The following is a 15,854-nucleotide window of genomic DNA, read 5'->3' on the forward strand; positions in this document are numbered from 1 at the left end:
AAGGCCGCTGCAGGGCTTAAAAACCCTGCGGCGGCCTTCTTTTTATTTTGTATCCTGCACACGCATATTCTTCTGCGCGGTAGACAGCATCAGCTTAATTCGGTTTAACTGGTTTACCTCGCTTGCGCCCGGATCGTAGTCCACGGCGATGATGTTGGAATTCGGATATGCCCTCCGCAACTCCTTGATGACGCCCTTACCCACGATGTGGTTCGGGAGGCATCCGAACGGCTGCGTGCAGACGATGTTGCCGACGCCGCTGTGGATGAGCTCCAGCATCTCACCGGTCAGGAACCAGCCCTCGCCGGTCTGGTTGCCGATGGAGACGAAGTCCTTGGCCATGTCTGCCAAATTAGCGATGCGGGCCGGGGCGGTAAAGTGTTTGCTCTTTATCAGTTCCCTGCGGGCTACCCTGCGGAAATACTCGAGGAGCGAGATTCCCATGTTGCAGAGATTAGCGCTCGATTTTTTGCCTCCTAAGTTGGCGGCCTTAAAGTTGCTGTTGTAGAAGCAATATAATAGGAAATCCATCAGATCCGGCATCACGGCCTCGGCGCCCTCGGATTCCAGCAGTTCCACGATGTGGTTGTTGGCCAGAGGCGAGAACTTGACGAGAATTTCTCCGACGATTCCGACCTTTGGCTTCTGGAGTCCCGGAATTCTGGGAAGCTCATCGAAATCCCGGATGATTCCCGAAATATTGCGGGAAAACTCCATCATGTTCGGGATCCGCTTCGACAGGGACTTAATGCACCGCTCTTTCCATTTCTGGTGGAGCGCATTGGCGGAGCCGGGCTCCTTCTCGTATGGCCTTGTGGCGTAGAGGACCCTCATGAAAATGTCGCCGTAGACGACAGCCTGCATGGCCTTGGTAAGCAGCGGCAGCGTGATGGCAAATCCGGGGTTCGTCTCCATGCCGTTGGCGTTGACGGAGATGACCGGAATCTGGCCCATGCCGGCGCGCTCTAAGGCACGGCGGATAAAGCCGATATAGTTGGACGCACGGCAGCCGCCTCCGGTCTGGCTCATGAAAATGGCTGTGTGGTCTAAATCGTATTTGCCGGACAGCAGGGCGTCCATGATCTGGCCTACCACGATTAAAGAGGGGTAGCAGGCGTCGTTGTTGACGTACTTTAAGCCTGTGTCGATGGCGGAGCGGTTGTCATTCTGCAGGACCTCCACCTTGTAGCCGAAGGAGCGGATCGCCGGTTCGATTAAGTCGAAATGGATCGGCGACATCTGCGGGCAGAGGATGGTATAATCCTTCTTCATGTCCTTCGTAAATGTTATGCGGTGGTAGGCGCTGGAAATCACTTTCCGCTCATAGTGCTTCTTATCGCGCACGCGGAGCGCGGCTATGAGAGAGCGGACGCGGATTCTGGCTGCGCCTAAATTGTTGACCTCGTCGATCTTGAGCACCGTATAAATCTTTCCGGAGCCGGTTAAGATATCATTTACCTGGTCCGTGGTGACAGCGTCGAGGCCGCAGCCAAAGGAGTTTAACTGGATTAAATCCAGGTTGTTCTGTGATTTTACGTAGCTTGCGGCACGGTAGAGGCGGGTGTGGTACATCCACTGGTCCGTGACGACAAGAGGCCGTTCGATCTCTCCCAAATGGGAGATGGAGTCCTCTGTCAGGACCGCGAAGCCGTAGGAGGTGATCAGTTCCGGAATTCCGTGGTTGATCTCCGGGTCCACATGGTAGGGACGGCCTGCAAGGACGATGCCGTGGCGGTCGTTTTCTTCCATCCACTTCAGTGTCTCCTCGCCCTTTTTCTCCATGTCCAGACGGGAGGCCAGAAGCTCCTCCCACGCCTTGTGGGCAGCCGCTTTCACTTCCTCAGCGGGGATCTGGAAATCCTCAAAGAAGACCTCGGTCAGCCGTTTTGTCAGGACCTCCTCGTTGGTAAACGCCATAAAAGGATTGAGGAAACGGACGTTTTCCGTACCCAGCTCTTCCACGTTGTTTTTGATGTTTTCGGCGTAAGAGGTGACGATGGGGCAGTTAAAATGGTTGCCGGCGTCAGGCGTCTCGTTGCGCTCGTACGGAATGCAGGGATAGAAGATGGTCTTAATGCCCTGCTTGATCAGCCACTCGATGTGGCCGTGAGTGATCTTGGCCGGGTAGCATTCCGATTCACTGGGGATGGATTCGATTCCCAGCTCGTATATCTTTCTGGTGGACTGCGGGGAGAGTACCGTGCGGAACTTCAGCTCCTTTAAAAAGACAGCCCAGAAGGGGTAGTTCTCATACATGTTCAGCACCCGCGGGATACCGAGCACGCCTCTTGTGGCTAAATCCGCGCTCAGCGGCTCGTAATCGAACATGCGGTGGTATTTGTAATCAAATAAGTTGGGGATCTCCCTCTTGGCCCGTTCCTTACCCAGCCCTCTCTCACAGCGGTTGCCGGTGATGAACTGCCGGCCGCCGTCGAAACGGTTGATCGTCAGAACGCAGCTGTTGGTACAGCCCTTGCAGCGCGTCATGGAGGTCTCGTAGTGAAGGCTCAGGATCTTCTCCATGCTTAACATGGAGGTGGTCTTCGTACTGTCATACCGCTCTCTGGCGATCAGCGCGGCTCCGAAGGCGCCCATGATGCCGGCGATGTCGGGGCGTACCGCGTCACACTCGGCGATCTTCTCGAAGCTTCTTAAAACCGCGTCGTTGTAGAACGTACCGCCCTGTACGACGACGTGTTCACCTAAATCGGAGGCGCTGGTGATCTTGATGACCTTAAATAAGGCATTTTTGATGACGGAGTAGGCGAGACCGGCGGAAATGTCGGCCACGGTCGCCCCTTCCTTCTGCGCCTGCTTTACATTGGAGTTCATGAACACGGTGCAGCGGGTTCCGAGATCCGTGGGATTTTTTGCAAAGAGTGCTTCCCTCGCAAAGTCCTCCACACTGAAATTCAGGGAATTGGCAAATGTCTCGATGAAAGAACCGCAGCCGGAGGAGCAGGCCTCGTTTAGCTGAACGCTGTCCACGGTGCCGTTCTTGATGCGGATGCACTTCATGTCCTGGCCGCCGATGTCCAGGATGCAGTCCACATCCGGCTCGAAAAACGCCGCGGCGTAGTAGTGGGAAATGGTCTCCACTTCCCCTTCGTCCAGCAGAAATGCGGCTTTTAAGAGCGCCTCGCCGTATCCGGTGGAGCAGGAGTAGACGATCTCACTGTCCTCGGGCAGCTGGCTGTCGATCTCGCCCATGGCCCGGATCGCCGTGGCCAGAGGGCTGCCGTTATTGCTGCTGTAAAAGCTGTATAGGAGCGTGCCGTCCTCGCCGACTAAAGCCACCTTGGTGGTGGTGGAACCGGCGTCGATACCCAGGAAGCATTTCCCGTGGTAAGAGGACAAATCGCCCTTTGTCACGCAGTGATTCTCGTGGCGTCTTGTGAATTCATCGTAATCCGCCTGGTCTGCAAACAGCGGATCCATGCGCTTTACCTCGAATTCCATCCGGATTCCGGAGGATAAGCGGGTAATTAAATCTTCCACGGACAGGAGCGCGCCGCGTTCCTCCGCGTTTAAGGCCGCGCCGATGGCGGCAAATAAATGAGAGTTCTCCGGGGCGATGATCGCGTCTCCGCTCAGATGCAGCGTGCGGATAAATGCCTTACGGAGCTCCGGCAGGAAATGAAGCGGACCTCCCAGAAATGCTACATTGCCCCGGATTGGCTTCCCGCAGGCCAGGCCGCTGATGGTCTGGTTGACCACCGCCTGAAAGATGGATGCCGCCAGGTCTTCTCTCGTAGCGCCCTCGTTGATGAGAGGCTGGATATCAGATTTAGCGAAAACGCCGCAGCGGGCCGCAATCGGGTAGATCGCTTTGTAATCCGCCGCATATTCATTGAGTCCGGCCGCGTCTGTCTGTAAGAGCGCAGCCATCTGGTCAATAAAAGAACCGGTGCCGCCTGCGCAGATACCGTTCATACGCTGGTCGATGCCTCCGGTAAAATAGATGATTTTTGCATCTTCTCCGCCAAGTTCGATTGCAACATCGGTCTGTGGGGCATAATCAGTAAGAGAAGCGGCTACCGCAACGACTTCCTGAATAAATGGAATCTCCAGATGCTTCGACAGCGTGAGTCCGCCGGAGCCGGTAATGGCAGGCCGTAAGTCCATGGGACCGAGCAAGTCGTAGGCTTTTTTCAAGAGGCTCGCCAGCGTTTCCTGTATATTGGCAAAATGCCGTTCGTAATCAGCGAACAATATGTGATGATCACCGTCTAATATTGCAATCTTAACGGTGGTAGAACCGATATCGATTCCTAACGTGTTATATGTAGTCATATGCGCGGGGATACTCCCCTGCCTCCTTCGTGTATAAGTAAGTTGTCGGGCTCACCGCACCCAGTTTACCATAAAATAAGAAATAATACAATCGCCGTGCCGTGTTAAAAAGTGTTAAAAAATAGTAAAATTTGTGTAAGATCGCCAAATCTGTTTAAAGTTCGTTTGACAAAAAAGGTATGGGACTCTATAATGTATAAGTCTAAGTATGCCAAGTAAAGGGGGAAGTATCTCATGATTCGCATTTTTAAAACAGAGAACGGTCTGATTCACCAGAAGGATGAGCTGTCACCAGGATCCTGGATCGCGCTTACAAACCCTACGGCAACGGAGATTCTGGAGATTGCCAACACTTACGGGATTGATCCCGATGATTTAAGGGCGCCTCTGGATGAAGAAGAGCGTTCCCGTATTGAAACCGAGGATAATTACACCTTAATCCTGGTGGATATCCCGAGTATCGAGGAACGAAACGACAAGGACTGGTATGTGACGATCCCTATGGGCATCATCACGACGGAAGAGGTCATCATCACGGTCTGCCTGGAAGAGACACCGGTACTGGGGGCGTTTATGGACGGCCGTGTGAGGGATTTCCACACGTATATGAAGACCAGGTTCATTCTGCAGGTGCTTTATAAAAACGCATCGCTTTTCCTTCAGTATCTGAGAATCATCGACAAGAAGAGCGGCGTTATCGAGGAAAAGCTTCACAAGTCCACGAAGAACCGGGAACTCATCGAGCTCCTGGAGCTGGAGAAGAGCCTTGTATACTTCACGACCTCCTTACGGTCCAACGAAGTCGTACTGGAAAAGCTGATGAGAAACGAGAAAATCAAGAAGTATCCGGAGGACACGGACCTTCTGGAGGACGTTATCATCGAGAACAAGCAGGCCATCGAGATGGCCAACATTTACAGCGGAATTTTGAGCGGCACCATGGATGCATTTGCCTCCGTTATTTCCAATAACTTAAATATCGTCATGAAGTTTCTGGCGACCATCACCATCGTCATGTCCATACCGACCATGGTGGCCAGCTTCTACGGAATGAACGTGAATTCAAGTGGAATGCCGTTTGCAGACAGCCCTTACGGATTTTTGATTGTCCTGGGATTTACGCTGGTGCTGACGCTGATCGTAGCCTGGATCTTTTCAAAAAAAGATCTGTTCTGATCTGTTATCAATGTATGTGAGAAGGATGGAAGAATGAAATTTTTTTACAATCTGGAACGCAAGTTTAAACGGTATGCGATTCCGAACCTGATGTATTATATTATCCTGATGTACGGCGTCGGACTCTTAATGGAGATGTTCGCCCCGGGATTTTACTGGCGGTTTTTATCGCTGGACGCGCAGGCGATTCTGCACGGTCAGATCTGGAGAATCGTGACATTTATGATTTACCCGCCGGGAGGCGGTATCTTTGGAAGCCTGATTTCCATGTATTTATACTATATGGTAGGAAATACGCTGGAACGTGTATGGGGGGCATTCCGGTTTAATGTGTATTTCTTCATGGGAATTATCGGCCATGTGGCGGCGTCGCTGATTCTGTATGTGTTCTTTGGCACGCCGGTGTATCTGACAACCGAATTCTTAAACTTTTCCCTGTTTTTTGCCTTTGCTGCAACATTTCCCGATCTGGAATTTCTGCTGTTTTTCGTTATTCCGATCAAAGCGAAATGGCTGGCTCTGTTTAATGGTATCTACTTCCTGTACGGCTTTGTCAAAGGGGGAACGAGTGTTCGCGTCACCATCGTGTTGTCTCTGTTAAACTTCATCCTGTTCTTCTTTATGACGAGGAACTTTAACCGGGTGAATCCGAAAGAGATCAAGCGCAAACGGGATTTCCAGAGGCAGTCGAAGATCATGCCCCAGGGAAGCACCCATCACAAATGCGCGGTCTGCGGCAGGACGGAGAAGGATGATCCGAACTTGGAATTCCGCTATTGCTCCAAATGCGAAGGCAGTTATGAGTACTGTTCCGAGCATTTATATACACATAAACACGTTACCCGGGAGGAAGACGAAGCCCGGAAAACCACGAAATAACCAGCTTGGAGGAAATCAATGAAGAGAACTAAAATTATCTGCACCATGGGTCCGAACACGAATGACCGCAATTTAATGAAGGCACTTGCCGAGAACGGCATGGATGTTGCAAGATTTAATTTTTCCCATGGAGATTACGAGGAGCAGAAAACGCGTCTCGATATGTTAAAGAGTGTCAGAGAGGAGCTGGATTTACCGATCGCCGCTCTTTTAGATACAAAGGGACCGGAGATCCGTACCGGCGTTTTAAAGGACGGAAAGAAGGTTACCCTGGTGGAAGGCCAGACGTATACGCTCACAACCGACGATATCATCGGCGACGAGACGATGGGCCACATCACCTATGAGCATCTGCACGAGGATGTGAAGGCAGGCAACAAGATTCTGATCGACGACGGCCTGATCGAACTGGATGTTGTGGAAGTGAATGGAAACAGCATTGTCTGCAGCGTTGTAAACGGCGGTGAGCTGGGCGAGAAGAAGGGCGTGAACGTGCCGAACGTAAAGGTCAAGCTTCCGGCGCTGACAGAGAAGGATAAAGCCGATATCTTATTCGGTATCGAGCAGGGCTTTGATTTTATCGCTGCGTCATTTGTGAGAACCGCTGCGGCGATTCTTGAGATTAAGGAAATCCTTTCCGAGCATGGCTCCAACATGGCTGTAATCGCTAAGATCGAGAACGCGGAAGGCATTGAGAACCTGGACGCGATCATCGAGGCCAGCGACGGAATCATGGTAGCCCGCGGCGACATGGGCGTGGAGATCCCGGCTCAGGAAGTACCGTATATCCAGAAGATGATTATTGAAAAATGCAACGTAGCCTGCAAACCGGTTATCACTGCGACTCAGATGCTGGATTCCATGATCCGCAATCCGCGCCCGACGAGAGCCGAGGTTACCGACGTGGCCAACGCCGTATATGACGGAACCGATGCGGTGATGCTGTCCGGTGAAACTGCTATGGGCAAGTATCCGGTGGAAGCGCTGTCGATGATGGCATCCATCGTGGAGGAGACAGAGAAGCATCTCGATTACTCCGCGTACCGGAAACGCCGTGTATCCGCTGCCAATGTGCATAACATCTCCAACGCCGTCTGTTCTTCATCCGTGGGAACCGCCCACGACTTAAACGCGAAAGCCATCGTTGCGCCGAGCATCACCGGATTTACGACGAGAATGCTTTCCAAATGGAGACCGGAGTCCCTGGTAATCGGCCTGTCACCGAGCGCTTCCGCTGTGCGTCAGATGCAGCTCTACTGGGGCGTAAAGCCGTTCCATGCAAAGCGTGCGGAGTCCACCGACGTTCTGATCTATTCCTCCATCGAGCTGTTAAAGGCCAAGAACATCGTGAAGGAAGACGATCTTGTCGTTGTAACGGCCGGAGTGGTAAGCCCGACGAACAAGCATGAGCCTGCGGCACACACCAATATCTTACGTGTGGTAACGGTTGATTAAGTAAAATAGTGGTTTTGTGGTGGTAGATACGCGGACTTTTGCATGGGGGATCGAGGAAAAGGGAGAGCAGGCGGCAGGGAGGGAAAGGTTCAGGGATTCCGAGGGGGTGGGACTAAGGGCGAACAGCCCCCTCCGCAGGGGTCCCGGGCAATTCGACCGAACGCCTGATGCGTTCGCTCTCAGTGCCCGCAAAATCGCGTCCTGAAAACGCGATTTTGCCCCTGCTCCGGCGGCTGTTCACCCTAAGTCCCACCGACCTCTGCATCATTCACCTTTCCCTCCCTGCCGCCCACTCTCCCTTTTCCGGCCAGACTGTGAAAAAGTCCGCTGAGTACTGGCTCCACAAGGGGAGAAGATATAATTGGCCATCCGCCATTTAGATTATTTACTAAAAAAAGTATAGACAAAAAGGTCTGTCCCCAGTACAATGGTTCGTAACGGAATCTGTACACGGTCAGACCTTTTTATTATGAGAGAAGGAATTGCGGAAGAATCTGGGGAAATGCCTGGCGTATGGAAAGTTTTTATCAAAGGAGGAGACAAGGCTTTGGAGAAAAGACCATTTGTGACGAAAGAAAAACTGGAAGAGATTGCAGAACAGTATCCAACTCCATTTCATATTTATGATGAAAAGGGAATCAGGGAGAATGCGAAGAAGCTGAAGGAGGCGTTTGCATGGAACCCCGGCTATAAAGAGTACTTTGCGGTGAAGGCGACCCCGAATCCGTTTATATTAAATATTCTGAAGGAATTCGGATGCGGGACAGACTGTTCCTCCGAGACGGAGCTGATGATGGCGGATGCCCTGGGATTTTCCGGCGACGATATCATGTTCTCTTCCAACGACACACCTGCGGAAGAGTTTCAGTTTGCCCATAGGATCGGCGCGATTATCAATCTCGATGATATCACCCATATTGAGTATCTGGAAAAGGCCATCGGGGAGATCCCGGAGACCATCAGCTGCCGTTATAATCCGGGCGGCGTGTTCAAGATCAGCAACGACATCATGGACAATCCCGGCGATTCCAAGTATGGCATGACGACGGAGCAGATGTTTGAGGCGTATAAGATATTAAAGGAAAAGGGCGCGAAGCATTTCGGAATCCATGCATTTTTAGCCAGCAATACGGTGACGAACGAGTATTATCCGCTGCTGGCCAAGATCTTGTTTGAGCTGGCGGTGAAGCTCAAAGAGGAGACCGGAGCCCATGTTAAGTTTATCAATCTGTCGGGCGGAATCGGGATTCCGTACCGTCCGGATCAGGAGCCGAACGATATCATGTCTATCGGCGAGGGCGTAAGAAAGGCTTACGAGGAGATTCTGGTGCCTGCGGGCATGGACGATGTGGCGATCTACACGGAGCTGGGCCGCTATATGCTGGGGCCCTACGGCGCGCTGGTGACGAGAGCCATCCATGAGAAACACACGCACAAGGAGTACGTGGGCGTGGACGCCTGCGCGGTGAACCTGATGCGTCCGGCCATGTACGGAGCGTATCACCATGTGACCGTTATGGGGCGCGAGAACGACCCGTGCGACCATAAGTACGATGTGGTCGGCTCCCTCTGTGAGAATAATGACAAGTTTGCCATCGACCGGATGCTGCCGGAGATTCACAAAGGGGATCTGCTCTACATTCACGACACGGGAGCCCACGGGTTCGCCATGGGATATAATTACAACGGGAAACTGAAATCAGCCGAGCTTCTTCTTCGGGAAGACGGTTCTGTGGAAATGATCCGGAGGGCGGAGACGCCAAAGGATTACTTCGCAACCTTTGATTTCTGTGATATCTTAAAGGAGCTTATATAGGATTCTTGCCTGAGGGCAGTGTGAATGAGGTGTTTTGGTCATAGAAAAGAAAAATCCCTGTGTCTTTCGACACAGGGTTGATTTTTCTTTAGGATTTTCGGATTTTCAAAAAGGGTGAAAGGATAATTTGTTACTTTGTGCATTTCTTATGTACTTAGTATAGCATACTGCCCTTGGAAATGTTTGTATATTGTTTGAATAGATTATGAAGATTTTCTTAATTCATCATCTGTTTCCATAAATCGGGGAGGCCAGTGAGGGCGGGGCTTCCCATTTTGCTTAAAATGAAAAGTTAAAAAAGATAACGGTTTTTTTACAATTGGTGACAGGGAAGCGACAATTGGTGACATATTCGCTTTTGGGGCCTTATTTTTGAAATAATTCATAGACTTTTCCTATGAAATATAGTAAAATGTAAAAAAAAGAAAGAGGGGATTATACATATGGATTATAATTCAACAAATCAGCCTTACGTTTATTCCGACAGCACCAGCGCAGAACCGCTGGGCAAATACACTGCAAAAACTTTCGGCTGGATGTTTGCCGGACTTCTTATCACATTCCTGGTAGCCATGTTTGGTTATACGACCGGAACGATTATCTACGTATTTGCGATTCCTTATGCCTATCTGGTTTTAGGTGTGGCGGAGATCGCAGTGGTTATCTTCTTATCCGCGCGGATCAGCAAGATGTCTGTCGGCACGGCGAGAGCGCTGTTCTTTACCTATGCGGTTTTAAATGGTATTGTCTTTTCCGCATACTTCTTAATGTACGACATGGTTGACCTGATTCTGGTCTTTGGCGCCACTTCCATCTTCTTTGGCGTTATGGCCGTGATCGGATACGTAACCAATGCGGATTTCAGCCGTATCCGCAACTTCTTAATGGGCGGACTGATCTTCCTGGTTGTATTCTGGGTATTATCCATGTTTATAAACCTGGGACAGTTTGAACTGATCGTATGTTACATCGGTATCTTCATTTTCCTTGGATTTACCGCGTATGACACACAGAAGATCAGAGCTTACCACCAGTATTACGCACAGGATCAGGATATGGCGGCGAAGGCATCCATCTTTTCCGCACTTCAGTTATACCTGGATTTTGTGAACCTGTTCCTGTATATCATCAGAATTGTGGGCAGACGTAAATAAGAATTGTCAGAATGAGGCGGTCCGGTGCGGGCCGCCTTTTTAATTTCGCATACCTGACGCTGTTTCCAGCCATTTGCGGCAGCGTGCTTCACTCTGCCTGTCATAACATGAAATGTGTTGTCTGTATTGGGTGAAAAAAATGAAAAAAATCGCTTAAAAGGGCGAATTTTCGACATAGGTGGCTGTAATCTGCCGGAAGTGTTTGACGATCTGAAGATTCTGGATTATGATTGGATATAAAGGTGAAAGATTTACTTGCAGGAGGTAAAAACATGAGTGACAGAAAACGGCGGTATAAGATGGTGAGCCCGTTTGTGGTACTGTTCTGTCTGCTTTTGTTTTCGTTTACAGCTGGAGCGGCGGAGAGCGGTACCCGGGTGGTCCGGGTGGGATATCCGATCCAGCAGGGCTTTACAGAGATCGATGAAAATGGAAATTACAGCGGATATACGTATGATTACTTACAGGAGATTGCACGGTATACCAATTGGGAATACGAATTCTTTACCATGGAAGGGACGCTGGATGAGCAGCTGTCGGAGATGCTCACCATGCTGATCAACGGCGACCTTGATTTGATGGGAGCCATGAATTACACAGATGGGCTTGCAGCGATCCTGGATTACCCCGAATACAGCTACGGAACCGCGCATAAGACGCTCTCCGTATTGAAGGATAATCTGGAGTATACGGAGTTTGATTACGAATCGTTTGATAATATCCGGGTTGCGGTGGTCAGCTTTGACGGCAGGGAAGACGAGAAATTAAATTCGTTTGCGAAGATGAACGGATTTCATGTGAATCAGGTTCTGTGCAGTACGGGAGAAGAATCGTTGGAACAGCTGCAAGCCGGAAACGTGGATGCGATGCTGGGGATGGATGTCGCCCTGAGGAACAGTGAACTGCGCGTAATTTCCCGGTTTGATTCCCGGCCCTTTTATTTCGGAGTGACGAAGGGGAATCAGGAGGTGGCGGGAGCGCTCAATAAGGCGATGGAGATCATCACCACCACCAATCCTTACTTGTCCGCGGAACTGAACAAGAAGTATTTTACCGGAGACGAAGGTCTGGTGCTCTCGAATTCGGAACTGGAATACATCGGCCGGAAGAAGACCATCAGGGCCGGAGTCATGCTGGGGCGGGCGCCGCTGCAGTACCAGGCAAAGAACGGAGAGATCAGGGGAATTTCCATCGAGGTTCTTAAGTACATAGAGGAACAGACGGGATTGACGTATGAGATCGTCCCCTTTCATAACTGGGAAGAGTATTCCAGAGCGGTGGAAGAAGGCACCGTCGACATGGTAATTGGGATCGTGGATGACTATGAAGGGACCGGATCTGACAGCTGTGCGCTGACACTCCCCTATCTGTCTGTCCCTCTGCAGCTGATTATGAATGATAAAGTAGAGAAGCTTGCCGACATGTCGGGAAAAAGGCTTGCGCTGCAGAAATCATTGCTGAAGGAGCAGAATACGGGGGGAGAAGTACTCTATTACGACAATATAGAAGGATGCATGGAGGCGGTTCATGAGGGGGATGCGGACTACTGCTACGGCAACAGCTACGCGGTCCAGTATTATATGGCCGGCCATGATTATAAAAATCTGCTCACATTTGCACAATCGGAGAACTGGTCTCAGAAATACTGTTTTGGAATCAGGCGGCCGGTGGATATTATGCTGCTCTCCATTATGAACAAGGTGATCCGGGTACTTCCGGAAGAGAGGATCAACCGTTTTCTCTATGAGAACGCGTACGACGCCGGTGAACTGACCTTTTCCGAATATGTGATGCGGAATCCGGAACAGAGCGTGCTCTATCTGGCCCTTTTTCTTCTGGTCGTGGTCACTGCTGTGTTTATTACCGTAGAGATCGCAAGAAGGCGGAATATGGCAAGGAAAGCGCTGGAGAACCAGCGGTATGAACAGCTCAGTGAGCTGTCCAACGAGTTCCTGTATGAGTATAATATCAGGGAAGGCACCTTAAATCTGACGGAACAGACAGCCGGATTTCTGGGGTGCGAAAGGAAGATACAAAACCCGGAGACCATGGAACAGAAGTATCCGGTGTTTGGCTATATGATTTCGCAGAAAGAGAACAATACGGAACACGAATGTCTGCTTCCAGGAGGAAATGTGCGGTGGCTTAAGGTCATCTCCAAGATGGTTCTGGATACTACGGGCAGACCGTGGTATGCGGTTGGGAAGCTGATTGATATCCAGATGGAACGCGAGATTAAAACCCAGCTGGAAGCGAAAGCCCAGCGGGACAGCCTGACCGGGGTCTACAATTCGGCTACCAGCCATCAGCTCATAAGGCAGGTGCTGGCGGAGGAAGACCGGAACGGCACGGGAGCCATGATTATCATGGATATCGATTATTTCAAGCAGATCAATGACTACCTGGGCCATTATACGGGCGATCAGGTGCTGGAAGAGACGGCTGAGATTCTGCAGGCGTGTTTCCGCACGGATGATATAGTCGGCAGACTGGGCGGCGACGAGTTTGTGGTCTTCATGAAGGCGGTGAGCGATCCGGAGATTGTGAAGCAGCGCTGCTGCGAGGTGCTGGACCGCGTGAAGGATGTGACAATGGAGAAACACGGAAAAGAAGTGACGCTGAGCATCGGCGCGGCCATGGCGGGCGGGGAGACGGATTACGATGTGCTCTACCGGAAGGCGGACCAGGCGCTGTATCAGATCAAGAAGCATGGCAGGAGTGGGGTTTTAGTTATGGAATAAGGAATACGCCCGCCGGGATACCATAGAGAATGGGATCCCGGACGGGCGTATTTTTATGCAGCCGTTTTTTATGCAGTCGTTTTCTTCGGAGGAAAATCAGAACAGCAAATCTTTTGCCAGCTGAGTCAGCACCTCTTCACAGCGCAGAATATCCTCACAGGGTACGTATTCATCCGGTTTGTGGGCCAGCTCCAGGTCGCCGGGGCCGTAGGACATGCAGTTGTGGCTGCCGAGTGTCCCGGCGATGACGGCGGTGTCTGTGTAACCGGGGAAAAAGCTTACGGCCGCCGGCTCTCCGGTGACCTTCTGGCAGGCTTCCCCCAGTGCCTTTAAGAGCGGCGACTGCTCGTCTTTTTCCACATAGGGGCGGTTCCCGGTGATCTGATACGATGCGGTGATGCCGGGAATCTCCTGTATGGCGTCCGCGATGGCGTCCTCCACGATCGTCACGGCGCTTGTCGTGTCCGTCGGCGGTACGAGGCGCATGTCGATCCAGACACGGCAGGAATCGGGTACCACGTAGGGACGGTAGCCCCCCTCAATCTGTCCGAAGGTCACGGTGGAAGCGCCCAGATCCGGATGGACCGGGCAGGAGGCGATCCGGCGGCGTATAAAGGAGATGAGCTCCGCCATGGCCGCGATGGCATCCGCGCCCTTCCACGGCGTGCTGGCGTGAGCCGTGATGCCCTTCACTGTAATCTCAAACCAGGTGCGGCCCTTGTGGGCCACCTCAATCCGGCCGTTCGTGGGCTCGGTATCCAGGACCCAGCAGTCCTTCGTGACCCAGCCATCCGCGATGGCGGCCTCGGCTCCGCGCATGAAGTCTTCCTCATCCACCGTTCCGATGAAGACAAGAGTACGCTTCGGTTTTTGGCCGTCCCGGGCCTTGAGAGCCATGGAGGTAAAGGCGGACAGGGCGCAGGCGAGGCCGGATTTCATGTCGCAGGCTCCCCGGCCGTAGATGCGGCCTTTGATTACTTCGGCGCCAAAGGGGGATACAGTCCAGCCCTCCCCGGTGGTGACAGTGTCCATGTGGCAGATATAGACGAGCGCGGGAGCCTGTTCCTCCCCCTCCAGCCTCGCCATGACGTTAAAACGGCCCGGGAGGACCTCCTTTTTGATGACGGGAACGTCCAGGCCTTTCAGATATTGGAAAATGAATTCTCCGATTTCTCCTTCATAGGCGCCGGGATCGGTGCTGTCGATGCGAACCAGGTTCATGGTCAGCTCCATGGCGTCTGAATTGTGGTTATCCATAATACGATTCTCCTTTTTTTCAGTTATTTCCATTATAGGGGTGAAACATGGGAATGTAAATGGAATATGCTAATAAAAAAGGAATCAGGTAAGTGGACTGTGAACCATGCGAGAGAAGTAATCCGATGTGAAGCGGCCTACCGTATGGGCCTGACTGGCCGCGGTATCGGTGTGGCCGTGCTGGATACGGGAATTTATCTTCATGAAGATTTTGAACATAGAGTAGCTGCGTTTACGGATATGGTGCACCGGAGACGGGAGCCATATGATGACAACGGTCATGGAACGCATATTTCAGGAATCATTGGCGGAAGCGGAAATTCTTCCGATGGAAGGTATCAGGGGGTAGCGCCGGAGTGCCATATAATTATGGTCAAGGTGCTGGACCAGAAAGGAAACGGATATGCCTCCGATGTTCTGGCCGGTATTAAATGGATCCGGGAGAACCGGGAACGGCTGGGAATCCGGATTGTAAATATATCGGTCGGTTCTTTCAGTAAGAAAGGCATGACTGAAAACTCCGTCCTGGTGCGCGGCGTCAATGCCGCCTGGGACGACGGTCTGGTGGTCTGTGTGGCTGCCGGCAACATGGGCCCCGGAAAGAACACCATAACTACGCCGGGCATCAGCCGGAAGGTGATTACGGTGGGATGCTCCGATGACTATAAAGAAGTGAATGTGATGGGAAACCGCATGATTGACTATTCCGGCAGAGGGCCTACCGGGGCCTGTATCTGTAAGCCGGAAATCATCGCTCCCGGAGCCGGAATCATCAGCTGTGCCCCGGAAACAGGGGGCTACCAGTCAAAAAGCGGAACGTCCATGTCCACGCCCCTGGTCTCAGGGGCGATTGCGCTTTTACTCCAGAAATATCCCTATATGAGCAACCGGGATGTAAAACTCAGGCTGAGAGAGCGGGCGGTGGATTTGGGGCTGCCCATGAACCAGCAGGGATGGGGAATGCTTGATGTGGAACGATTGATAGAATAAAGAAGCTTAAACTTTTACGAGACCATGATTAATTACGCGATTCATATGGAAGATGAAAGAACAGAGCCGCTGTCCGGGAGATGAAGCTACCGG

The 15,854-nt window shown here is 51.6% G+C and carries 9 protein-coding genes; 7 read left to right on the forward strand and 2 right to left on the reverse strand.

Translation table 11 applies throughout. The features are described from left to right. Window positions 1-42: 42 nt before the first annotated feature. A complete protein-coding gene (locus H8S80_RS29990; protein ID WP_117622893.1) occupies window positions 43-4,293 on the reverse strand; it encodes a 2-hydroxyacyl-CoA dehydratase in 4,251 nt (1,416 codons plus the stop codon). Between the two features lie 234 nt (window positions 4,294-4,527). On the opposite strand from H8S80_RS29990, the gene H8S80_RS29995 reads away from it, so the two are divergent. From H8S80_RS29995 to H8S80_RS30020, 6 genes are all read left to right on the forward strand, one after another. Then, the gene (locus H8S80_RS29995; RefSeq protein ID WP_002601434.1) at window positions 4,528-5,469 is read left to right on the forward strand and encodes a magnesium transporter CorA family protein; all 942 of its coding nucleotides are present in this window, start codon (window positions 4,528-4,530) and stop codon (window positions 5,467-5,469) included. Window positions 5,470-5,502: 33 nt separating this feature from the next. Further along, window positions 5,503-6,348, forward strand: a complete 846-nt coding sequence (locus tag H8S80_RS30000) for a rhomboid family intramembrane serine protease (protein WP_002601433.1) — start codon at window positions 5,503-5,505, stop codon at window positions 6,346-6,348. An 18-nt stretch (window positions 6,349-6,366) separates the two neighbouring features. After that, window positions 6,367-7,803: a pyruvate kinase gene (gene pyk / locus H8S80_RS30005; RefSeq protein ID WP_117622894.1), complete on the forward strand. Its 1,437-nt coding sequence runs from the start codon at window positions 6,367-6,369 to the stop codon at window positions 7,801-7,803. Between the two features lie 547 nt (window positions 7,804-8,350). Further along, the gene (locus H8S80_RS30010; RefSeq protein WP_002601431.1) at window positions 8,351-9,619 is read left to right on the forward strand and encodes a diaminopimelate decarboxylase; all 1,269 of its coding nucleotides are present in this window, start codon (window positions 8,351-8,353) and stop codon (window positions 9,617-9,619) included. Window positions 9,620-10,062: 443 nt separating this feature from the next. Next, the gene (locus tag H8S80_RS30015; RefSeq protein WP_025529176.1) at window positions 10,063-10,773 is read left to right on the forward strand and encodes a Bax inhibitor-1/YccA family protein; all 711 of its coding nucleotides are present in this window, start codon (window positions 10,063-10,065) and stop codon (window positions 10,771-10,773) included. 272 nt (window positions 10,774-11,045) lie between these two features. Next, window positions 11,046-13,514 (forward strand): transporter substrate-binding domain-containing diguanylate cyclase, encoded by a 2,469-nt coding sequence (locus tag H8S80_RS30020; RefSeq protein ID WP_117622895.1) that lies wholly within the window; start codon window positions 11,046-11,048, stop codon window positions 13,512-13,514. Between the two features lie 96 nt (window positions 13,515-13,610). On the opposite strand, the gene H8S80_RS30025 is transcribed toward H8S80_RS30020, so the two are convergent. Further along, window positions 13,611-14,771 (reverse strand): M20 family metallopeptidase, encoded by a 1,161-nt coding sequence (locus H8S80_RS30025; RefSeq protein WP_117622896.1) that lies wholly within the window; start codon window positions 14,769-14,771, stop codon window positions 13,611-13,613. 99 nt (window positions 14,772-14,870) lie between these two features. Here H8S80_RS30025 and H8S80_RS30030 point away from each other — a divergent pair, with 99 nt between their 5' ends. Next, entirely contained in the window at window positions 14,871-15,761 is an 891-nt protein-coding gene (locus H8S80_RS30030; RefSeq protein ID WP_002601427.1) for a S8 family peptidase, read from the forward strand. Window positions 15,762-15,854: the final 93 nt, after the last annotated feature.

This window comes from Hungatella sp. L36 (genome assembly GCF_014288035.1).